The following is a 22,225-nucleotide window of genomic DNA, read 5'->3' as shown; positions in this document are numbered from 1 at the left end:
ATTTGGGTGATAATAATAAACATATCGAATCTTTATTAAAAGAGATAGCTGCTTTAAAAGAAGAGCTTTTTGAATCAAATAGTATTGTTGAAGCTATAAAAGTAGGAGATGTTGATGCATTAGTAGTAAATAATAACGGAGTTCCGCAGCTTTATTCTCTAGAAACTGCTGATTATACTTTCAGGCTTCTTATCGAAAAATTCAGGCAGGGCGCTTTAAGTATTTCCAGAAATGGTCTGATTTTGTACTGCAACGATTATTTTGCAGAACTTGTTGGTGTATCTTCAGAAAAAATAATTGGGAATTATATACAGGAATATTTCAATAATACGGATCATTTTACTGCGCTTCTGGAAGCATTGAAATACGGAATTTCGACACACGAAATTCTATTTAAAACCAATTACAGTACAAGAACCTTTCCGGCCTCGATATCTGTAACAGATCTGGAGCCTTCGGTTCAGGGATTGGGAATTGTGGTTACTGATTTAACAGAAAAGAAAAAGCATGAAAATGCCCTGATTCAGCATCAGAAAGATCTTGAGGAAAAGATCAACGAATTAAACCGGATCAATACAAACCTCGAGGAATTCATTCATGTTATTTCGCATGATCTAAAAGAACCGCTTCGGAAAATGGTGATGTACAGTGAAAGGATCAGCGGCAACGAACTTTCAGAAACGGATTCTAAATTCCTGAATGTAATGAGATTATCTGCTTTAAGATTAAACTCTCTTGTGGATGATTTGGTAAATTATTCTTCGCACACGGCAAAAGAAGAACTTACGCAAGTAAATTTAGTCGAAATAATTGCTGAAGTTAATGAGGATTTAGAACTTATCATTAATGATAGAAAAGCCATTATTCAAATTGGAAACTTACCGATATTAAAGGCATCAAAAGTACAGATGCGCCAACTTTTTTCTAATTTAATTTCAAACGCTATTAAGTATAGTAAAACAGATATTCCTCCGTCAATACAAATCTTTCAAACAGATGATTTTGAATCTGAAGATCCCGGAAAGGCTGATAAATTTGTAAAAATTCAGATAAAAGATAACGGTATTGGAATGGAAAAAAACCACCTGCTTAAAATTTTTACCATATTTCAGCGTTTACATGCTAAGAATGAATATTCAGGAAACGGTATTGGGCTTGCGATTTGTAAAAAAATCATGGAAAACCATTCAGGAAATATAACCGTAGAAAGTAAACTGGATGAGGGTACCACTTTTAATCTTTATTTTCCAATACAATAAAATGACAAAAAACAATCTACATATTATTATTGCCGAAGATGACGACGACGACGCAGATGTGATCACTGAAATCTTTAACAAAAATCCTGATTTTAATAAAGTCAGTCTGGTTTCGAATGGTGAAGAACTTCTGAATTATCTAAAAAATACTTCAAATGAAATTCCTGATGTTATTCTTACCGATATAAACATGCCTATTGTTGATGGTATCGAAGCGTTGCAGGAAATTTTAAATACTGATGGACTAAAAACTATTCCGTGTTTTATTTATTCAACAAGTATAAATCCGGCGTATAAAGAAAAATGTGATTTGCTTGGCGTAAAAGCCTATCTTATAAAACCTTATTCTATTGAAGCTTTTGAGGAAATTCCGAGACAAATTGTTAAAATTATTGAACAGTGATTTAACTGCGAAGCCAATTTTACCGCAAAGACGCTAAGATTTACGCAAAGTTCGCAAAGCTAAATTTAACCACAGAGATCGCTAAGATTACACAAAGTTCACAAAGCTAAATTAATATAGCTTTGTGAACTTTGTGTTTTTGTAAAATCCGAAATGTAAAACTCTGTGTACTTTGTGGTTAAATTATAATGAAATCATTTTTCAGAACTTTGCTCAAATCTTTTCAATTTCAATAATTCAGCAGTTACTTTTTTTATCCATTGCTGTTGATTTTTATTACTTCCAAGTACTTCAGAATCATATAAATCCTGATATTTATTGCATTTTTCAATATTTGATTTATAAATTTCATCATATTGGGCAAAATTGGTAATTTTTTTGACGCTTAAACTATCAAACGATTTTCTAATTTTTCTAACGTGTAATTCTGTTATGTCAAAATGCAACTGCTCGTGCGATAACATTCCGGGATCATCGGTTACGGTCCAGGATTTGCTCTTTATAAATTTACTTTCAATTTTATAATTTTTAGCATTGTGAAATTCAAAATCCATAGTTGAACAAGTTACCGCCACGGTAGATTCGACAGGCGCATCCGGCGGAGTTCCTTTAAAATCTTTCCAGATTAATTTTCTGTTTGGAGACCAGACAATTTCATCGCTTACTTCGGTTTTTCTGTTTTTGTAAAATGTTATATTCGAACAGCAAATTACTATAAACAATGGCAATATTAATATCTCTTTTCTAATTCTCATTTTTATTTTTTTTCCTGTTTTATAAAAGCTCAAAGCCTGTCATCATCCTTTTTTCAATTCGTTCAATCTTCTGAATAACTCAAAAGTATCAAATAATAATCAAAACGGCATAAATAATAATTGGTGTAATGATAGTTGAAAACAAATTATACATTTGTCTCACAACAACCAAAAACCGAGCCACGTGAATCTAAAATTCCGCTTAACCGTTTTCTTATTATTTACTTTTATTGGCGGCATTGTTTATGCACAAAATAGTCAGATAGACAGTTTGAAGAGAATTTTGCGTGTTACCAAAATAGATACTTCAAAGGTAAATCATTACAATACAATTGCCGATTTATATAAGGAGATTGATCCTGATTCGACTTTATTCTACGCTCAGAAAGCGGCAGTTTTAAGTGTAAAAACGTCTTATAATTTTGGTTTGGCTACTGCCTATATCAACAAAGGAAATGCGTCTATTATTCTCGGAAATTATCCTGTTGCCTTAAAATATTTTAAAAATGCCCAAACTGAATTTGAAATTGACCTGAAAAAAAATCCGGACAAAAAACAGCTCAAAAAAGGTTTGGCACGTTCCTATGCAAGTTCAGGCGTGGTTTATTCAGAACAAAGCAATTATATTCTCGCTTTAAAAAATCATGAAAAAGCTTTAAAATTATATCAGGAAATTCAGGAACAGCAAAGTATATCCAAGGTTCTTAACAACATTGGTATTGTCTATAAATCGCAGCTAAATTATCCTAAAGCCTTATATTATCTCAAGGAAGCTTACAAACTTCAAATTATTCTGGGTGAAGCAAATGCGCCAATTACACTTACGAATATTGGTGTGATTTATTTTGAAATGGGCGAATATCAAAATGCAATTAATTATTATGGAAAAGCAAAAAAAGCGTTTGAAAAAAGCGATAATAAACGCGGATTTGCACTCTTAAACAATTATCTGGGCGATTATTATACAAAACAAAACAATCAATCTCTGGCGTTAGAATATTATCAAAAATCATTGCATTTATACGAAGAAATCCAGAATAAATTTGGTGCTTCTCTCGCTTTATACAATATGGGATTGTTGTTGCAGAAACAGCAAAAATATAGTGAAGCACTGCCTTTTGCCATTAAATCTTTAGCGTATGCAAAAGAAGTTGGCGTTCAGGATCAGACCTTTCATACAGAGAAATTACTGAGCGAATTGTACGAGTCTCTAAACGATTCTAAAGCGGCTTTGGCACATTACAAAAATTACATTGTGGCCCGCGACAGCATCAACAATCAGGAAACCAAGAATAAGTTTGCCAAAGCCGAAATGAACTACGAATTTCATAAAAAGGAAGTTTTGCTTTCTGAAAAACATAAAAGAGAAATTCAGCTGGTTGTCTTTTCTATTTTGGGAGGATTATTGCTGATTGTTTTAAGTCTGGTTATTTACAACAGAATGCAGGTAAAACGCCAGCTCACATTGAAAAAAGAAGTAGCAGAATACGAACAGAAAGCTTTGCATTTGCAAATGAATCCGCATTTTGTTTTTAATTGCCTGAGTTCAATATCGAGTTTTATTGTTCAGAACGGAACAGATTCTGCCTTGAAATATTTGTCTAAATTTTCAAAATTAATGCGGCTTACGCTCGAATATTCAAAAGGTTCCCTGATCCCGATTGATAAGGAAATTGAAAGTTTGCAGAATTATCTGGAACTCGAACAGCTTCGTTTTCATGATAAATTCGAATTTGAAATTGAATCCACAGAAAACGTCGAATTTAATATGGGATTACCGCCTTTACTGATTCAGCCATTTGTAGAAAACGCTATTTTGCATGGAATGGTTCCCAAAGAAGGAAAAGGAAAAATCAGCGTAAATTTTGATGTTCAAAACCAACAATTAATCTGCACGATTACAGATGATGGAATTGGTTTATCAGAATCAAAACTTTTAAAAGAAAACTCCGTTACGGCGCATCAGTCTATGGCATTGGATATTACAAAAAAACGATTGAAGATTATGGAATCCATCACTTCTAAATCGGCCAAAATAGAGATTATCGAGCTTAATTCGGCAAAACAAAAAACAGGTACAAAAGTTACTTTGTACCTGCCAATTCAATACATACCATAATATCAAAAAGCAATACCAAAATACCAAATACCAAAACCATGATAACAGCATTATTAATCGACGATGACAAACATTTAAGAACCGGTCTAAAAGCGCTTTTAGAACGTTATACAAATGATATTTTTATTGTTGGCGAAGCCGAAAGTGTAAAAACCGGAATCGCTGCGATAGAAAAATTAAATCCGCAGGTTATTTTTCTGGATATTCATTTAACAGACGGAACCGGTTTTGATATTCTGGAACGTCTTTCTAAAGCAAACGGAAAACTGAAATCGCATGTTGTGTTTATTACCGCGCACGAACAATATGCTTTGAAAGCTTTTAAATTCAGTGCTTTAGATTTTATTCTAAAACCGGTTGATCCCGAAGAACTGCAGCTTACAATGGCCAAAATAAAAGAAGCAGTCGGGAAAAATAATTCGTTTGAAAACATTGATTTACTGCTGGAAAACATCCGTAAAAAAGTCGACAATTTCAAAAGAATTGCCTTATCAACCAGTGACGGAATTCATTTATTTGAGGTTTCGGATATTATTCGCTGTGAAGCCAAAATAAATTACACCCAATTTTTCATCAAAAACCATAAACCTGTTTTGATATCAAAAACACTAAAGGAATATGAAGAATTACTGGCAGAACACGGTTTTGAACGCATTCACCAATCGCATTTAATCAATTTATCTTATCTCAAATCATACATAAAAACAGATGGCGGATATGTGATTATGGCGGATAATGCCAATATTCCGATTGCACAGAGCAAGAAAGAAAAGTTACAGGAATTAATTAATTCCCTTTAAAATCATCCCCAAAATTTTCTAACGAACAACTCAAACCATAATTAATTATGAGAAAAAAAATACTCTTAATGGTATTATTGCTTACCGGAATGGTCAATGCACAAATACTTACCTTTACCGATTCTACACTAAAAAACATGCTGGTAAATGGCGGCGATGCTAACTTTACAGCCTATTCGGGCGGAGTTAAAGTAACGAGAATCGACACCAATTTTGATAATCAGATTCAGGTTTCAGAAGCGGCTTTGATTGACAAACTTTGGATAGAAGGCACAAACGCGCCGTTAGTAACCAACATTCAGGGAATTGAAGGTTTTACCAATGTAACCGAATTGGGTTTTAGGGAAATCAGCGTGACTTCGATAAATTTAAACGGAATGTCAAATTTGAAAACTATTTTTGTAAAAAGTCCAACTTTGGCAACAGCCACAGTTTCAGGAATGAATGCACTAACGGGTATAACCTTTATGGAAAACCCGTTAATGACCACTTTAAACATTTCAAACAATCTTGTTTTATATACAATTGTTGCACAGCAAAATCCCGCTTTTTCTACTTTCAACGTTAGTAATCTCCCAACTTTAGGGCAATTGTATCTTGAAAATAATGTGCTAACGGCTTTGGATTTAACAGGTTGTCCTAATTTGGAATATTTTAATGCGGTAAACAATAAACTAACGGCAATGAATGTTTCCGGTTTAACAAAACTGACTACTTTTTTAATTGAAGATAATCTTGACTTTGCTTCTATAAATGCTTCGGGCTGTACATTGCTTAATTTTCCGCAATCTACCTTTTCGCAAATGCAGCAAATGACAACTGCTGATTTTTCTAACTGTTCCAGCCTGGAATATTTACGAATTCCCAATAACATAATTTCCTCTTTAAATTTGTCAGGCTGCGGCGCTTTGAAAGAAGTAGATATAGAAAAAAATCCTTTAAGCACTTTGCCGTTAACGGGTTGTACAGCCATTACCTTTTTAAATTGTACTTTTAATCAGTTAACAGCATTGGATTTAAGCAACTCGCCAAACCTTGTAGAACTTCAGGCTTCGTCAAATTTTATTGCGAATTTAAATCTTAGCGGAACGACTAATTTGAAAAAAGCATTTTTAAGCGCGAATCAAATTCCGTCTCTCGATCTTTCAGGAAACACCAATCTTGAAATTTTGGATATAGATCTGAACCCAATTGGCAATTTAAATCTTTCAGGATGTACAGCACTATCGAACCTCAATATGCCAACGACCACACTTGCAACCGGTGATTTCTCAAATTGCAGTGCCTTAACTTATATTGGAACGGTCAGCAACGCATTAAGTTCTGTAAATGTACAGGGTTGTACAGCGCTTGAAACACTTTCTTTAAGTGGAAAACCATTAGAAATAGCACCATTAACAGCCTTAAATGTTTCCGGATTAACCAATTTAAAAAGCCTTGATTGCAGTTACAATAATCTTGCTTCACTCAATCTTTCCCGTTGCAGCGCTTTAACATCTCTTTTTTCTATAGATACACAAATTACAGCTTTAGATTATTCTGATTCTCCCAATCTTAACGTCTTGAATGTTACCGGAAGCGCTTTAGAAACCATTGATATTTCCGGTTTAACCAATTTTCAGACTTTATCAGCAAGCAATAATCCGAATCTAAAAATGATTTTTGCCAAAAACGGAAAAACCGAAACAATGTTTTTAGGAAGTGCCGACACAAATCTGACCTTTATTTGTCAGGATGAAGCTGATATCCAAACAACAAAAAACTATCTGTTAAGTTTTCCATTGTCAAACGTCGAAGTCAATTCGTATTGTTCTTTTACGCCGGGCGGAAATTACAATACTATTTCAGGAACAGTAGCTTTTGACCTTGATAATAATGGCTGCGATGCCTCAGATGCTAAACAGCCGAATGTAAAAGTGGGACTAAATGATGGTTTTGTACAAAGTGAAACTTTTACCAAAGCTAACGGTAAATATAATTTTTATACCGGAACAGGAAATTTTGCCCTAACGCCGCATCTTGAAAATGCGTCATTATTCAATATTTCGCCTGTTACGCCGTTGCTTTCTTTTACTGATACTAATAATCACGTTGTTACACAGGATTTCTGCATTACCGCAAATGGATCTCAAAACGATGTCGAAATTGTCATTGCGCCTTTTGTACCGGCAAGACCCGGATTTATGGCCTGGTATCAAATTGTGATTAGAAACAAAGGAAATCAAACAGCAAACGGAAGTTTTAATTTTGCATACAATCAAAATTTAACGCAATTTGTGCAGGCAAATATACCAACAGATGTTCAAAACCCTGGATTATTAGGCTGGAATTACGCTAATTTACTTCCTTTTGAAAGCAGAAGTTATTATGTTAGACTAGACATCAATACGCCAACGCAAACACCTCCGGTAAATTTAGATGATGTATTGAATTTTACGGCCACGATAAACCCAATTGCTGGCGATTTAAACCCTGCCGACAACACATTTAACTTTAATCAGATTGTAATTGGTTCTTATGATCCTAATGATATAATATGTCTGGAGGGCAAAAGCGTGTCTCCAGCTACAATTGGCGATTATTTGCATTATGTCGTTAATTTTGAAAATACAGGAACTGCGCCTGCTGAAACTGTCGTTGTAAAAGTCGTTGTCGACCAGACTAAATATGACATTAATTCCCTGCAATTATTAGACACTTCGCATCCGTCAGACATTAATGTTCACGGAAATGTAGTCGAATTTATTTTCGATAAAATCAATCTTGGTGCCGCTAAAAAAGCAAATCTTACAGCCAAAGATCCTCCGGTTAACGGTCACGGAAATGTTTTATTCAAAATCAGAACATTAAATAATCTTATTACCGGCGACGAAGTTGGAAAAGAAGCTGATATTTATTTTGACTATAATACGCCGGTAGAAACCAATAAAGCCGAAACTATTTTCAAAAATTTGGGAACAAAAGACCATCAGGTTGATAAAAGCGTCGCATTATACCCAAATCCAACCAAAGGAAACGTAACAATAAATTGCGATAATACCATAAAACGTGTTGAATTGTTTGATGTTCAGGGAAGAATCCTGCAAAACAAAATAGAAACGAATAACAACACGCAACTTGATATTTCGAACAAGCCAAACGGACTTTATTTCATCAGAATCACAACTGAAAACGGTATTAAAGTCGAAAAAGTAATCAAGGAATAAATTTAGGAAAATCAATATTCCGCATTTAAAAGCCTTCTAAAATCAACCGATTTTGGAAGGCTTTTTTTATTATCCTTTTTTTTCAGGAGCTATTTCCAGCACCCGAGCCTGAAAGTGCGAACTGGCGAAGCAATCCGCTTGTATCTTTTTCCTGCTTAAAGAAAGCAAGAAAAAGGATACCGCTTCTATCTGGGCTAGGGCATCCGTTTTCATAACGACTATTTTCGTACTTTTAATCCCGAACAAAGCACCTTTACCATGACTTTTTACATTAACACAGAACATTTAAAAAAACAAATTGAATATCCAGATCGATATCAGTCTGAAAATCTTCTGAAAAGCTGTGCGATTGTTTTTGCAGCCATTTTCGTGTTCCTTTTATTGTTTGCGCCATTTGGCGTTTATGAGCCTGAATTCAGGGTAAATTACTTCCTGATTTGTTTTTTACATGCTTTTTCGCCCGCTTTAATCCTATTTTTATATTTCGGAACTTTTAATTATATCAATCGAAATCAACCCAAAAACTGGACTTTGTTACACGAATATATTCACGTTGGCGTATTTCTGCTTTTGGCCGGAATTGCCAGTTTTTTAATGCGCGATATCATTTATAACAATCCAAACAATTGGTCGCTGCGCTATTTATGGGAAGAAGTCCGAAACTGTTTTCTCGCCGGCATCCTTTTTTATTTTTTCCTGCGAATGGCGGGTTTTTATTTCAAATCAAAAAAAGGTTCCCCATTTGTACTTCAGTTTGTGCCGCTTGCCAATGAACCCGAAAAAACCAAAATGGCCTCTACCCTTTTCATCAATACGCAGGTCAAACAAGACGATTTCAATTTAAACTTAGAAGATTTGCTTTTCGTTAAAGCCGATGGCAATTATATCGAAATCACAAAATCGAATCACGAAGAAACAACCACAGAACTCAAACGAATTTCGCTCACACAATTCGAAAAACAAATTGAAGACTATCCGCATTTTTTCAGATGCCACAGAACTTATTTGGTCAACATGTTTAAGATCGAAAAAGTAAGCGGAAATTCTCAGGGTTACCTTTTATCATTCCATAATACCGATACAAAAGTTCCCGTTTCCAGAAATCAGATTGAGAGTTTCAATCAGTGTTACAACCAACTCCGCAGCCTGCAGATAGCCTAAGCTTGTCGTTCGTCACAAAAGCTTGTTAGTGATAACAGGAGTGCTTACAACTGTATTTTCTTGTTGTAGGTTTGCCCTCAGTAACACTAAATCAAAACGATTATGACAACCCAAAACACCACTTTATTACCAGATGTACAACAGCCAAATAAGCTCCATTACATCAATAATATCAAAATACTATTGACCATTTTGGTCATTTTACACCACACATTTATTGCTTACAGCACATCAGACGGATGGTATTATACAGAACCCACTACTATTCTTGGAGTGCTTATTCCGGTAAAAATGATGATTAGCATCAACCAGTCTTTTTTTATGGGCTTTTTCTTTATGCTTGCCGCCTATTTTACCGATGCTTCTTTTACCAAAAAAGGCACTTCAAAATTCATCACAGACCGTTTGATCCGATTGGGAATTCCGTTAGTATTTTACGCAGTATTGATTTCGCCATTTACGAGTTATCTGGTGTATTATTTTGCACAGGAACATCATATTACTTTTTTACAATATTTGCAGGGCTACGACACCTGGATGGATATTGGCGTGATGTGGTTTGTATTGGCTTTGCTCCTTTTTACTTTCCTTTACGTTATATCACAAAAGCTTTTCAAAATCAGTTTTGAAAACACATTGCCCGTTCCTACATCCCGAACAATTCTTTTATTTGCACTAGCGTTGGGTCTTGTAACTTTCGTCGTGAGAATTGCGTTTCCAGTTGGCTGGGTTCTCGAACCATTCGGATTCCAACCCGGACATTTCCCGCAATACATCGCTTTTTTTATCATTGGATTATTGGCTGCCAAAAACAACTGGTTCAACGAATTATCTGAAAGAACCAGAAAACGTCTAACGCTTTCTGCCTGGATTTGTTTATTGCTTTTCCCCGTATTTTTTGTCATCAGAATCACCGTAAAAATGCCCGTAGAATGGTACGCAGGAGGTTTTCACTGGCAACAACTATTATACGCCATCTGGGAACAATGGATCGGACTTTCCATTTTAACCGTTCTACTCATCAAAGGAAGAACAAAATGGAATAAATCAACGCCCTTGCTTGCCAAATTAGCGCGCTACAGTTTTGCCACTTACATTTTTCATCCCGTAGTAATTGTCGCCTTTACCCTAGCCGCAAGAAACTGGAATGTAGATCCGGCACTTAAACTTCTTGTAGTTTTACCGCTGATAGTTGCAGGGAGTTTTGCTTTGGGAGGATTGATCTTATTGATTCCCGGGGTTAAGAAGATTATTTAAAAATCATCAATCAAAAAACGGATTTACTAATTGTGGAAAGCTCAACTTTTGGTAGTTGGGCTTTTTTTATTTGGTGTTTTTATAAAACCACGTATAAATACTTGGTGTCTTGTTTTTATTTATTGTTATTCTTGTTGTGACAAATTTTAGTTGATTATGGTTTTCCGTAAATTTTAGAATTTTTGAATAATGATATTTGCTTAAATAATTTAATATGCAACAGATTTTTAATTATGAAAACTTTTACAATAATGCGCAAACAGATTTTAAAAAAGCATTTCAATTAATTAGAGAGCTTGAGAATCTGTTATGGCATGAAATGCATCTTATCGGAAGTAATAAATTTAACGATGGCGAACAGGAATTTATTAAAGAGAGATTAGCAGATGTATTAAAAAGTATTCAATTAAAATTGGAGTTTGCTTATGAGTTTTTAGAACTAAAATTAATGCGCAAAAGTCTTAGAAAAGAAATCTCTAAATATGAAGAAAGCTTTGGTGATTTAATATTCATTCAGTATTTAGATGTTTTTTATTCTCCTGTACTATCAATACTTGAAAAGCATATAAATGCTCTAACGTCTCATCTAAAGTTAGATAAAAGTAAAATAGAAAACGCAAATTCAAAACTTCTTTTAGAACAAATTATTAAAGGTATACCGAAAATGCTAACAGATAGAAAAATTCAGCCCTCAAATGAAATGGAAGTTAGGACTGAAGTTTATTATAATTTAATTCATGTTTTTCCTGATACCGTGAAAGAAATTCCTATTTCAAAAGTCTCAAAAACCTACAAACCTGATATTGGAATTCGAAGTTTAAAAAGTGCAATTGAATATAAATTTGTAGATTCTGAAAAAGAAGCAAAGATCGCAATTGGAGGGATTTTTGAGGATATTCAGGGATATAATGGATCGAAGGACTGGAAAACATTTTATGCTGTAATTTACATGACGGATAACTTTTTTACACAGGCACAAATTGAAGCAGAATTCAAAATGTCAAAAGCTCCACATTCATGGAAACCAATAATTGTATTTGGAAAAGGTCAAAGAAAAAGTAAAAAAAATATTTTATAAGATCTTTAAATTTAAATTATTAGAGAAAACGATATTATCTTTAATAAAATTCCTATAGGTTAATTATACATTGATAAACAAAAGATGTAAATAATAAAATATTATTTATAAATTTAATCATTAAAGCTAATAAGAGTGATACCAAATTTTGACCACAATAATGTCATTCCTCCTCATTTAGGAACACCAACTCAAAAAAATGAATTGAGTCCATATCGTTGTACAACATTAGAGCTTTGTAAAACATTTGCTACATCAAAAGAAAGAGTGGAAATTCTAATAGGCTTATTATTATTTAGAGAAAAAATGAACCTTCTAGATATAAAACAAGGTTTTCAATGGTTAGATGGCAGTTTTACTGAAAATATAGAAATAAGTGAAAATAGAGCTCCTAGAGATTTAGATTTGGTAACTTTTTTTGGTGGAATAACTATTCAAAATCAAGAAATTATAAACGAAAAATTTGCTGAATTTGTAAACTCGGAAATTTCTAAAGAAACTTATAAGTTAGATCACTATCCAGTTGATTACTGTTATAGCCCTGACGTTACGGTTGAAATGACAAGATACTGGATTCAATTATTTACTCATAATCGCGTCGGGGTTTGGAAAGGAATATTGCGCTTGGAATTAAATACTCCTGATATTGACGCTGAATCAATTGATTATCTTAAAAAATTAGTACTATGAGTTTATTTTGGGAAATTGAACAAACAAAAGCTCAGATTGTTGATACTGAAAGAATGCTTGAAATAGTAGGAGAGCATCCTATTATGTCAAAAAGTATTAATGAAAAATTAATTTTTTTACGAAAAAAATTAGAGAATTTCCCAACAGATCTTATTGAACCTAAAATTAAACTTTTATTTAGTGGCGGTGCGGTAAAGGGATCTCTTGGAATAAAGTCAAGATTTGTAAGCAAAACAATTAATCCTATTCAAGAATTAATAAAAACACAAACTTCTTTGGTTCGTTTTGGTGATGTTGGAAAACGTGGCAAAACAAAGAAAAGTGCTTCTTCTGATTTATATTTAACTTCTTTACCTGTTGGCTCTTTTGGAGTTGAATTATCTCAATTGGAATCATATGATTTATTTGGCGAACAAGATGTAGCCACGGCAATTCATCAAGTTATGGAATTAATTCATGCCGCAACAACAAGCGATGATGATTTTGAAGAGGCAATAGATCACACACCAAAAAGAAATATAAATAATTTAAAAAACTTTCTTAAACAAATTGATGAAGAAAATTCTATTCTTAAAATGGAATCAGGTTCTTATGGGATAAGTATATCAGAAGAACAAATTCATAAAGGCTTTGAAAGAGTTAATCTAACTGTAAATGAAAGTGAAGAGGTCTTTTTATATGGAATTTTGAGAGGATTTCTATTAGATACTGGAAAATTTGAAATAAGTACTGAAGATGGTAAAACAATAACTGGAATCATTAGCCCTGAATTAAGTGAGGAACAAATTCTTAATTATGATAAAGATTATTTGAATAAAGCCTGTACGGTACATCTTAATTTTTACAAAACAATTTTCACATCTGGTACAGAAAAATCAAGCTATGAATTATTGGAGATCTTAAATAAAAAATAACTTAATGACCAATATGAAGATTTTCAACTCTTCTGTACAAAAGCCAGTCTGCCGAATTCGTAGCTACAACATAAGCAAAAACAGGTTTAAAAATATTGGAACGAATGCCAAGTTGAAAAAACTTCGCAGAAGGACGATAAATTATAATAAGACCTTTCAAAAATGCCAAATTCAATATTACATCACTGTAACTCCATAAAATTTTCAATAACTTTGCCCAACTTATGCAGGCAAATCTTAGAGAACATATCGAAAAAATAATTCCGCTTAGGGATAATGAGTTTGCGTTTATTGCTTCTCATTTTACCACTAAAAAATTTAAGAAACACCAATTTCTTATTCAGCAAGGTGATCCGGTAAAGTATTCTTATTTTGTTATTTCGGGACTTTTAAAGTTGGTTTATACCGATAATTCCGCCAAACAGCACATTGTTTCTTTTGCTATGGAAGATTGGTGGGAAAGCGATTATTATGCGTTTTTCACACAAACCGAAGCCACAATGTCTCTCGAATGTATGGAAGATACTGAAGTGTTGTGCTGTACACTCGAAGATTATAAAAAGCTTTGCGACGGTTTGCAAAAAATGGAGCGCTTTTTTCTGGAGAAAGCCACTTTCGGTTTTCTGGGATCACAGCGACGCATTATTTCCTGGCAGACTTCCAATTCCAAAGAACGCTACAAACAGCTTTTAAAACAATATCCTTTACTTTTTCAGCGTGTACCAAAAAGCCTAATTGCTTCATATCTTGGCATTTCCCGAGAAACTTTGAGTCGTTTATCTTCTTAAAGTCAGTTTTCAGTCTCAGTCTCAGTTTTCAGTCTCAGTTAATAATTGGGCCGGAAAAATTGGTTTCACGCAGATTTTGCAGATGTCATTAATACATTTCACTTTTAACTCATAATTCATAATTCATAACTTTCTAACTTCTCCATTGTGACATACCTCACTTTATAATCGTGAGAAATGTCAAGACCTGTTTCCATATGTAATGCCCAACTTTGCAGTATCAATTTTAAACTGTAATCGTGAAAAGAACATCAAAAATTTTAGCATTACTATTATTAACCGCGATGCCAATTTTGGCACAAACTAAAAGAGCGAAACAAATGGAAAAAAGAGTAATTAATCCGTGGGAATGGCAAAATGAACGTAGTTATAACCAAGCCGTAGAAGTTAAAAATCCCGAAGGAACCTTGTACGTTTCCGGACAAGCCGCCGTAAACGCTGATGGAACTTCGAGCAATGAAAACATGGAATCGCAAATAAAACTTGCACTGAATAATCTGGAACAGGTAATATCCAAAGCCGGATATGAACCAAAAGAAATTGTTCGTCTGACGATTTATACTACTGATACGGCAGCACTTTGGCCTAATTTCAACATCATTCAGGATTGGATTGCCAAACACGGAGTGCAGCAAGCGACGACTTTAATGGAAGTAAAAAGCCTGTTTGAAACCCTGAAAGTAGAATTTGAAGCTACTGTCGTGAAATAATTTAGCATTTAGTAAGCTTTGTCAAAGTTTGAAACTTTGACAAAGTTTTCGTTACAAGCATATGAGTTTTTATCAAAGTGAAATGACTTTTTTTATTTCGAGAAATATTAAAATTTTCATAATTATTCAATTACACAAAACCAACTTTCCCATTTGCTCGTAAATAAGGGCAAGACGATGTTCCTGAATGAGATAAGTTCAATAACGAGATAAAGTTCAACATTATTGCGTTTTTTGGAAACACATTGAAATTTATCTTATGCCTGGATTGTCGTCTTAATTTTATTCAATTTTTAAGACGATCAAAACTGTGGACAAATTAAACCTTCAAAGATTAAAAAAGACTTTAAATTATCTGGAAAGCAAACAACGCGAACTCAAAAAAAATCATGAAAATGATACCAGAAGCCTGGAATCAACGATTAAATTCATTAAAAAAGACATGATCGAACAATATAAATTATTAGAGTATGATTTATATATCAAACAAGAAGTTAAAGACACTGAGTCCTTTATAAAAAGTGTAAAAGATATTATTGAAAATAACTGCGAAGCTTAATTTTGATTTTTATGGTAAAATTTCCAATTGAAAAATTATTTTCAATTGGAAATTTTCTGTTTTTATTAAATAGCAATCCTCTTCCAATTTCCTCTTCTGTAAACAATCACACTCAATATTGTAATCAGCGTTTCGGCAACAGGAATAGCGATAAAAACGCCGGTTGGTCCCATTTCATAAAAGTGTACCAAAAGATACGCAAACGGAACCTGAAAAATCCAGAATCCGAAAACATTGATCCACGTTGGAGTCCAGGTGTCGCCTGCTCCGTTGAATGTATTGTTTAAAACCATGCCGAGTCCGTAGAAAATAAAACCAATGCTCATAATCTGCAAAGCTTTGACGGCAATATCCACAATCGTTTGATTGTCTGTAAAAAAGGAAATAAAATAATGAGCGCTAAAGAAACAAACTAACATAATAGAACCCATAAAAATCATATTGTATTTGGCCGTTTTATAAACCGACTCCTCTGCCCTACCAATTTCCTGTGCGCCTAAATTTTGCCCAACCAAAGTCGCAACCGCATTGCTCAGTCCCCAGGCCGGAAGAATAAAAAACATCATAATTCTGATCGCCGTCTGATAACCGGATGAAGCATAATCTCCGCCTGTTGTAGCAACAAGATTCGCAAGGAAAATCCAACTGCAGGAAGCAATTACGTATTGTAAAACGCCCGGAGTGGCGAGTTTTATTATGGACTGAATCAATTTGAAATCAGGAATAAAATAACTCCATTTTATTTTCAGAATTCCTTTTCCGTAAAAAAGGAAATAACATTGGTACAAAACCCCAATTCCTCTTCCGATGGTTGTGGCAACCGCAGCTCCCGTCACACCCATTGCGGGAATAAACCAAAAACCGTTTATCAAAATCGGACATAAAATAATGTTCGAGATATTGGCTATCCAAAGACTTTTCATGGCAATAATGGCATTTCCGGCACCTCTGAAAATTCCGTTGATCAGGAAAATCAGCATTACGAAAACACTTCCGCCCATCATGATTTTGGTGTACAAAACGCCATAAACAACAGATGCTGCCGAAGCGCCCATCAAAAGCAGAATTTCTTCGGCAAAAATAAAACCAAAAACACTAATGAAAACATTGATCGCAATAGCAATTACAATGGCCTGAACTCCGGATTTTCCGGCTTGCGTAACGTCTTTTTCACCTATTCGGCGTGCGACGATTGCGGTTGTGGCAATACTGATTCCGATGGCAATCGAATAAATAATCGCAAAAACAGATTCGGTTAAACCAACAACCTGAATCGCATAATTGCTTTCTCTTAAATGTCCCACGAAATATAAATCGACCAATGCAAAAACCGATTCCATTGCCATTTCTAAAACCATTGGAATGGATAAAATCAGGATTCCTTTTCTGATACTTCCGGATGTAAAATCAAATGATTCTGCATGTTGGAGTATTTTTTTTAAACGTTTGAACATAATTTTTTTTATTGCCACAAAGGCGCTAGGGCGCGAAGTTTTTTTGCTCTTTGTGATGTTTTTAATCGCGCAAAGTCGCAGAGTCGCAAAGGTTTTAGCCACTGATTAAGGGATTAAAATGATTAAAAAAATCTGCATAAATCTGCTCAATCTGCGTGAAACAAAAACTTTGCGACTCTGCGACTTTGCGAGAGATATTTTTTTATATAACTGGAATAAACGCAGCCACCGGATTTTTTAATTTTCCGACAAACTGAAGACTGTCAATAGGATCTGCTAAATCTAACATTTGCTTGTTGTTTCGCAATTGCAAACGGTTTAAACAGCATGAATCAAACTCAGAAGCAAACAGATTGTATTTCTCGAATTGTTCCTTTAAATGCGGCTGATCTTCCTGATAATGAGTAATGCAATCAGCAACACAAGACCAGAAATCTTCTTCGGAAAGTGTGTTGCTTTCGGATAAAATAGCAGAAAGAAAACGGAAATAGAACTGAAAAACGTCATTAAAAATGCATAAGATTTTCAACGGTTCTTTCATGTCGATATGAATTCGTTTTACTTTTTCCGGCAACGGAATTTCTCCATTAAAAACCATAACTTCTTCAGTAATATCTTTCATGATCGCTTTTACAGGAACGTGATTTTCTAAAACCAAAATCAGGTTTTCGCCGTGCGGCATAAAAACCATTTCGTGTTGGTAAAAACAATGCAATAGTGGTGAAAGATAAGCGTCGAGATAATTTTTAATCCACAATTTGGCGCTAATTCCCGATTCTTTTATCAACTCACGGACAAAAGAATTCCCGGACTGATCCACATGCAACAAAGCAGCCATTGTCATAATCTTTTGATTTTTAGACAATTTCGGGATCGGACTTTCGCGCCATAATGTGGCCAGCATTTTATTATGCGGAATACTTCGGCCTAAAGGCTCGTATAAAAAATTGCGATAGCCAAGCGTGGCAACTTCGCCTAATAATGTAAATCCTTTTTGCTGTAAATAAGCGTCATTTTCAACCAGATTTGCCACCCATTCTGTTATTGCAGGTGTACTTTCCATATAATACGGTGAAAGTCCGCGCATGAAACCCATGTTGATGACAGAAAGTGCTGTTTTTGCATAGAATTTCTCCGGAGAAGAAATATTAAAAAACGTGCGGATCGATTGTTGTGCCGAATATTCGTCTTCACCATAACCCAGGCAAACCAAATGATTTTCAGCAATATCCGGTGCAAAAATCAAAGCCAGTTTATTGAACCATTGCCACGGATGGACGGGAAAATAATAATAATCTTCTATATTTAAATTTTGAGATTTCAATACATTCTCAAAACATAAAATAGTTTCAGCATCCAATTCCTGCTGCAATACTTTTTGATAATCCAAATCTTCAATTGCCGTAAAAGTGGCTTTGCTCCTATGTCCCGCCAGCCACAACAATTGTACTGGCGCATTGGCTTCAGGAGAAAATGTGGCAAAATCATCAATATTAAAACCGTTTTTACCGCTGTTTGCCACAAAACACGGATGTCCTTCGGTCATGGCGTGTTCAATGATTTGGTAATCAAGTTCCAGTAAATCTTTAGAACTGAATTTTTCGTTCGCAATTTTATAAGCGGTGCTGTACAACGTACTTGTAATTTCTTCCAGATATGTTGGCAACAGGCTTTCGCCGATGCCTAAAACATCTTTGAATTCAATTATAAATTCTAATAAACGCAAAGACGATTCAGCACCATTTTTAGTTTTTTTAATTGAATCAATGGCAATTGACCAATGATTTAACGCTAAAATGGAAGCTTCAAAAGTATATTCTACCGTTTTATCCGGCGAAGAAATGCTGTATAAATCATCGCCTTTTGCAATTGGAACAATCAATAATTCGTGTGCAAATTCACTTAACGTTTTTTTGAGTAAAAGCCTGTTTGCTTTGTCCCAATTTTCTTTTGTTAAGTGCTGTATATTCTGAGTTGGTATTTCCATTTTCATAATTAAACCTGTTGTAATGCCTTGTAATAATCTTCACGCGTGCAAAACTCTAAATGCGCTTTCTTGTGCGGCAATTCTAAAACATGCTGAAAAACAAATCCTGCTCTTTTATTCAGTAAATGAATTTTGTGATTTCGCGCGTCCGGTTCAACGACAATTCTTTTGCTTTTTGAATCAGAAAAAATGAAATCCAGAATTACCGTAAAAATAGTCCAGGTAAAATTCGGGATTGGATTTTCTGAAGGTGCAACCAGAATATGCATGCCTTTATCGCCTTTTAGCGATTGATAATATTTGCCTACAATATCATTTTGAGGATCGTAACATTCTAATAAAAAAGCCACTTTTCCATTAAAAACCCCCATGTAAACCTGCGTTTTTTCTAAAATATTATAATACGTATTTTTGACTTCTTCTACAGAAAAACCATTCATTTCCCAATAAACGGCATAATCACGGTTTACCCAATTGTGAATCAACGGAATATCGGTTTCCATATCAATTGGGCGCAATTCAAAAACACCTAAACCGGGAATCGTTTTTACAAAAACAACATCAGCTGCGACGTCGTTTTCAGGATGAGTTATTATACTATTCATCATCTGTTTAAGGTTTTAAGCGATTATTTTTTTGTACGGTGCAATTGGGTTTTGCAATTTCCCCTGAAATTGTAACAATGCCACAGGATCGTCAAGATCAATCATGGTTTTGTTGTTGTTCAATTGCAGACGGTTTAAGCATGACAATTGAAATTCATTGGCGAACAAATCATATTTTTCGAATTTAGCTTCCAGATGTAGGTTAGCTTCCTGATAATCAGAGATACATTCTGCTACTAATTCCCAAAAACGATTTTCGCTATAATTATCACTCGAAACCAAAATTGCTGACAGGAAACGGAAGAATCCATCAAATACATCAATAAAAATCGACAATAGTTTTACGTCTTCCGGGACTTCAGCATAAATTCTGTCAATGTTTTTCGGAATTTCAACATCCGGATTCAGAATTACGGCTTCTTCGGTAATATCTTTCATGAAAGAGCGTACGGGAACGTGATTTTCTAATCCTAAAATAAGATTTTCGCCATGAGGCATAAAAACCAAATCATATTGGTAAAAACAATGCAATAACGGACTCAAGTAAACCTTGAAATATTCGGCAAGCCAAGCATCTATTGATAAGGATGAAGCTTTTATAATTTCAGAAACTAACGAATTTCCATCTTTATCTAAATGTAAAAATGCTGCCATCGTCATTAATTGCTCTTCATTTTTGAGTTTTGCTACCGGACTTTCTCTCCATAACGAAGCGATCATTTTATTGTACGGATTGTGTTTTCCGAAGCTTTCAAAATACGGATTGATGTAACTTACAGAAGCCACTTCGCCCAACATTCCGAAACCTACTTTTTGCAGGTATTCGTCGCCGCTTAACAATTGATCCAGCCATTCTGCCATTTCCGGAGCTGTTCCTAAATAAAATACCGGCAAACCACGCATAAAGCCCATATTCAGGATTGAAAGGGAAGTTTTTGTATAGAATTTTTTTGGATTGCTTAAATTAAATAACGTTCTGATGGATTGCTGTGCCTGATATAAATCCGGTCCGTATCCCACACAAATCAGTTTTTGTTTGGCAATTTCAGGCGAAAATAAATTGGCCAGTTTATTAAACCATTGCCACGGATGTATGGGAATAAAGAAATAATCAGCTGGGTTTTGACCTTTTTCCTTGATTGTAGCATTAAATTTTGAAATGGTTTCTGCACCTAATTCCTGCTCAATCAAAGTATCATAATCCAGTTTTTTTGTTCCTGCATAAACCGTTCTGTCGCGATGTCCGGCGAGCCATAAAATCTTAAACGGATTTCCGGCTTCGGGTGCATAGGCTTTGTAATCCATGCTGTTGTACCCAATTCTTCCGTTATTGGCCACAAATCCGGGATGTCCTTCCATCATGGCTTGTTCAATGGTTTGAAAATCAGAATTGGCAAGCGATTTTGAAGTGGAATTTTCTTTTAATAATTTATAACAGCTTCCGTAAAGTGTGCTGATGATTTCTTCAATATAAGACGGTAATAATTGCTCTGAAATTCCTAAACTGTTTTTGAATTCCTGAATAAAATCGACAACATCCAAAGTTTCTATTTCCTCATTTTTATATTTCGAAATAGAATTTACTTCGATGTTTAAATGATTCATTGCCAGTTGTTGTGCCGTAAAAGTGTACTTCACCGAATTATCATCAGAAAATAAGGAATAGCTGTTTTCTGTTTCAGATTCTAAAACCGGTTCTATTAAAAGTTCGTGCGAAAACTCACAAATCGCTTTTTTGATCAATAAACGATTGGCTTTTTTCCAAACTTCGGGTTGTATGTGTGTAATGGCTTTTTCCGGAAATTCTAATTGATTTTCGTTATTCATTTCGGTATAATTGAGGTTAAATGAATCTATTTTTTTGATGAATTGTTCGCGTGTACAAAAAGCAAGTAAAGCGGTTTTGTGCGGTAAATTGACAACATGTGCATCTTCAAAACCTACGCGATGGCAGATATCGAACATTTTTTTGTTTCTGATATCCGGTTCAACCACAATACGCTGAATCGTTAAATCCCTGAAAACAAATTTCATAATACTCGAAAAAATATGCCACGTAAACTGATGAACAGGTTTTGTTGACGGCGCCACGATAACGTGCATACCGCAGTCGTATTCCTGAACCGAATAATAATTCCTGATGATATCCAGTTTTGGATTGTATCTTTCTAATAAAAACGAAACTTCACCATTTACCAATCCGATAAAAACATCTGATTCTTTGGTTATTTTTTCATACTCTAAACGAACTTCTTCCAGCGTTTTTCCCTGCATGCCCCAGTATTGCGCATAATCACGATTGACCCAATCATGGATTATCTTAGCATCATTTTCCAGCTGCAACGGACGAAAATCTATCGTGCCGAAATCCGGAATTGTGGTGGTATAAATAGGATTATATGTACTCATTTTATACTGTTTAATTAAATATTTTATTTCATTGTGTGAATTTTAAACACATAGAAACATAGCTTTACATA

At 34.5% G+C, this 22,225-nt stretch carries 19 protein-coding genes; 13 read left to right on the top strand and 6 right to left on the bottom strand.

Features of this window, described 5'->3' with window-relative positions; all coding sequences use genetic code 11:
- Positions 1-2: 2 nt before the first annotated feature.
- Complete coding sequence (locus AC3QL1_RS14660) at positions 3-1,259, top strand: sensor histidine kinase (protein ID WP_492492463.1); 1,257 nt, start codon at positions 3-5, stop codon at positions 1,257-1,259.
- Position 1,260: 1 nt separating this feature from the next.
- Positions 1,261-1,662: a response regulator gene (locus AC3QL1_RS14655; protein WP_492492462.1), complete on the top strand. Its 402-nt coding sequence runs from the start codon at positions 1,261-1,263 to the stop codon at positions 1,660-1,662.
- Positions 1,663-1,856: 194 nt separating this feature from the next.
- Here AC3QL1_RS14655 and AC3QL1_RS14650 read toward each other — a convergent pair whose 3' ends face one another.
- A complete protein-coding gene (locus AC3QL1_RS14650; protein ID WP_492492460.1) occupies positions 1,857-2,417 on the bottom strand; it encodes a hypothetical protein in 561 nt (186 codons plus the stop codon).
- Positions 2,418-2,601: 184 nt separating this feature from the next.
- Between AC3QL1_RS14650 and AC3QL1_RS14645 the strand changes: the two genes are divergently transcribed.
- The 3 genes from AC3QL1_RS14645 to AC3QL1_RS14635 are packed head-to-tail and all read left to right on the top strand — an operon-like array spanning position 2,602 to position 8,542.
- Positions 2,602-4,536, top strand: a complete 1,935-nt coding sequence (locus AC3QL1_RS14645; protein WP_492492458.1) for a tetratricopeptide repeat-containing sensor histidine kinase — start codon at positions 2,602-2,604, stop codon at positions 4,534-4,536.
- 38 nt (positions 4,537-4,574) lie between these two features.
- Positions 4,575-5,336 carry a LytR/AlgR family response regulator transcription factor gene (locus AC3QL1_RS14640; RefSeq protein ID WP_042563725.1) on the top strand — a complete coding sequence of 254 codons (762 nt, stop codon included), beginning with the start codon at positions 4,575-4,577 and terminating at the stop codon, positions 5,334-5,336.
- Between the two features lie 47 nt (positions 5,337-5,383).
- The gene (locus tag AC3QL1_RS14635; protein ID WP_492492456.1) at positions 5,384-8,542 is read left to right on the top strand and encodes a T9SS type A sorting domain-containing protein; all 3,159 of its coding nucleotides are present in this window, start codon (positions 5,384-5,386) and stop codon (positions 8,540-8,542) included.
- A gap of 69 nt (positions 8,543-8,611) precedes the next feature.
- Here the strand turns inward: AC3QL1_RS14635 and AC3QL1_RS14630 are convergent, their stop codons facing one another.
- On the bottom strand, positions 8,612-8,755 hold the full coding sequence (locus AC3QL1_RS14630) for a hypothetical protein (protein ID WP_492492454.1): 144 nt from the start codon (positions 8,753-8,755) through the stop codon (positions 8,612-8,614).
- Positions 8,756-8,800: 45 nt separating this feature from the next.
- Here AC3QL1_RS14630 and AC3QL1_RS14625 point away from each other — a divergent pair, with 45 nt between their 5' ends.
- From AC3QL1_RS14625 to AC3QL1_RS14590, 8 genes are all read left to right on the top strand, one after another.
- A complete protein-coding gene (locus tag AC3QL1_RS14625; RefSeq protein WP_492492452.1) occupies positions 8,801-9,703 on the top strand; it encodes a LytR/AlgR family response regulator transcription factor in 903 nt (300 codons plus the stop codon).
- Positions 9,704-9,805: 102 nt separating this feature from the next.
- Entirely contained in the window at positions 9,806-10,960 is a 1,155-nt protein-coding gene (locus AC3QL1_RS14620; protein ID WP_492492451.1) for an acyltransferase family protein, read from the top strand.
- Between the two features lie 319 nt (positions 10,961-11,279).
- The gene (locus AC3QL1_RS14615; protein ID WP_492492449.1) at positions 11,280-12,038 is read left to right on the top strand and encodes a PD-(D/E)XK nuclease domain-containing protein; all 759 of its coding nucleotides are present in this window, start codon (positions 11,280-11,282) and stop codon (positions 12,036-12,038) included.
- Positions 12,039-12,173: 135 nt separating this feature from the next.
- A complete protein-coding gene (locus AC3QL1_RS14610; protein WP_492492447.1) occupies positions 12,174-12,728 on the top strand; it encodes a DUF6932 family protein in 555 nt (184 codons plus the stop codon).
- Positions 12,725-13,642 (top strand): hypothetical protein, encoded by a 918-nt coding sequence (locus AC3QL1_RS14605; protein WP_492492445.1) that lies wholly within the window; start codon positions 12,725-12,727, stop codon positions 13,640-13,642. The genes AC3QL1_RS14610 and AC3QL1_RS14605 overlap by 4 nt, the downstream gene beginning before the upstream one ends.
- 224 nt (positions 13,643-13,866) lie before the next feature.
- Positions 13,867-14,430 carry a Crp/Fnr family transcriptional regulator gene (locus tag AC3QL1_RS14600; RefSeq protein ID WP_492492443.1) on the top strand — a complete coding sequence of 188 codons (564 nt, stop codon included), beginning with the start codon at positions 13,867-13,869 and terminating at the stop codon, positions 14,428-14,430.
- A gap of 320 nt (positions 14,431-14,750) precedes the next feature.
- Positions 14,751-15,140, top strand: a complete 390-nt coding sequence (locus AC3QL1_RS14595; protein ID WP_492497581.1) for a RidA family protein — start codon at positions 14,751-14,753, stop codon at positions 15,138-15,140.
- Between the two features lie 310 nt (positions 15,141-15,450).
- A complete protein-coding gene (locus tag AC3QL1_RS14590; RefSeq protein WP_492492441.1) occupies positions 15,451-15,699 on the top strand; it encodes a hypothetical protein in 249 nt (82 codons plus the stop codon).
- 65 nt (positions 15,700-15,764) lie between these two features.
- Here the strand turns inward: AC3QL1_RS14590 and AC3QL1_RS14585 are convergent, their stop codons facing one another.
- The 4 genes from AC3QL1_RS14585 to AC3QL1_RS14570 all read right to left on the bottom strand — a co-directional run bounded on the left by AC3QL1_RS14585 (position 15,765) and on the right by AC3QL1_RS14570 (position 22,154).
- Complete coding sequence (locus AC3QL1_RS14585) at positions 15,765-17,153, bottom strand: MATE family efflux transporter (protein WP_492492439.1); 1,389 nt, start codon at positions 17,151-17,153, stop codon at positions 15,765-15,767.
- A 202-nt stretch (positions 17,154-17,355) separates the two neighbouring features.
- Positions 17,356-19,146 carry an IucA/IucC family protein gene (locus tag AC3QL1_RS14580; RefSeq protein ID WP_492492437.1) on the bottom strand — a complete coding sequence of 597 codons (1,791 nt, stop codon included), beginning with the start codon at positions 19,144-19,146 and terminating at the stop codon, positions 17,356-17,358.
- A gap of 2 nt (positions 19,147-19,148) precedes the next feature.
- Entirely contained in the window at positions 19,149-19,748 is a 600-nt protein-coding gene (locus tag AC3QL1_RS14575) for a GNAT family N-acetyltransferase (protein WP_492492435.1), read from the bottom strand.
- Positions 19,749-19,760: 12 nt separating this feature from the next.
- Entirely contained in the window at positions 19,761-22,154 is a 2,394-nt protein-coding gene (locus AC3QL1_RS14570) for a GNAT family N-acetyltransferase (protein WP_492492433.1), read from the bottom strand.
- Between the last annotated feature and the right edge of the window lie 71 nt (positions 22,155-22,225).

It is taken from the genome of Flavobacterium sp. GW823-FHT04A11 (genome assembly GCF_058796535.1).
Note: the sequence above shows the minus strand (reverse complement) of the source record. Positions and strands in the feature narration are given on the sequence as shown.

Bases quoted from the DNA above. Each gene is read 5' to 3' on its own strand.
- AC3QL1_RS14655 (WP_492492462.1), top strand. From the start codon at position 1,261: ATGACAAAAAACAATCTACATATTATTATTGCCGAAGATGACGACGAC.
- AC3QL1_RS14650 (WP_492492460.1), bottom strand. From the start codon at position 2,417: ATGAGAATTAGAAAAGAGATATTAATATTGCCATTGTTTATAGTAATT.
- AC3QL1_RS14640 (WP_042563725.1), top strand. From the start codon at position 4,575: ATGATAACAGCATTATTAATCGACGATGACAAACATTTAAGAACCGGT.
- AC3QL1_RS14635 (WP_492492456.1), top strand. From the start codon at position 5,384: ATGAGAAAAAAAATACTCTTAATGGTATTATTGCTTACCGGAATGGTC.
- AC3QL1_RS14630 (WP_492492454.1), bottom strand. From the start codon at position 8,755: ATGAAAACGGATGCCCTAGCCCAGATAGAAGCGGTATCCTTTTTCTTG.
- AC3QL1_RS14625 (WP_492492452.1), top strand. From the start codon at position 8,801: ATGACTTTTTACATTAACACAGAACATTTAAAAAAACAAATTGAATAT.
- AC3QL1_RS14620 (WP_492492451.1), top strand. From the start codon at position 9,806: ATGACAACCCAAAACACCACTTTATTACCAGATGTACAACAGCCAAAT.
- AC3QL1_RS14615 (WP_492492449.1), top strand. From the start codon at position 11,280: ATGCATCTTATCGGAAGTAATAAATTTAACGATGGCGAACAGGAATTT.
- AC3QL1_RS14605 (WP_492492445.1), top strand. From the start codon at position 12,725: ATGAGTTTATTTTGGGAAATTGAACAAACAAAAGCTCAGATTGTTGAT.
- AC3QL1_RS14600 (WP_492492443.1), top strand. From the start codon at position 13,867: ATGCAGGCAAATCTTAGAGAACATATCGAAAAAATAATTCCGCTTAGG.
- AC3QL1_RS14595 (WP_492497581.1), top strand. From the start codon at position 14,751: ATGGAAAAAAGAGTAATTAATCCGTGGGAATGGCAAAATGAACGTAGT.
- AC3QL1_RS14585 (WP_492492439.1), bottom strand. From the start codon at position 17,153: ATGTTCAAACGTTTAAAAAAAATACTCCAACATGCAGAATCATTTGAT.
- AC3QL1_RS14580 (WP_492492437.1), bottom strand. From the start codon at position 19,146: ATGAAAATGGAAATACCAACTCAGAATATACAGCACTTAACAAAAGAA.
- AC3QL1_RS14575 (WP_492492435.1), bottom strand. From the start codon at position 19,748: ATGATGAATAGTATAATAACTCATCCTGAAAACGACGTCGCAGCTGAT.
- AC3QL1_RS14570 (WP_492492433.1), bottom strand. From the start codon at position 22,154: ATGAGTACATATAATCCTATTTATACCACCACAATTCCGGATTTCGGC.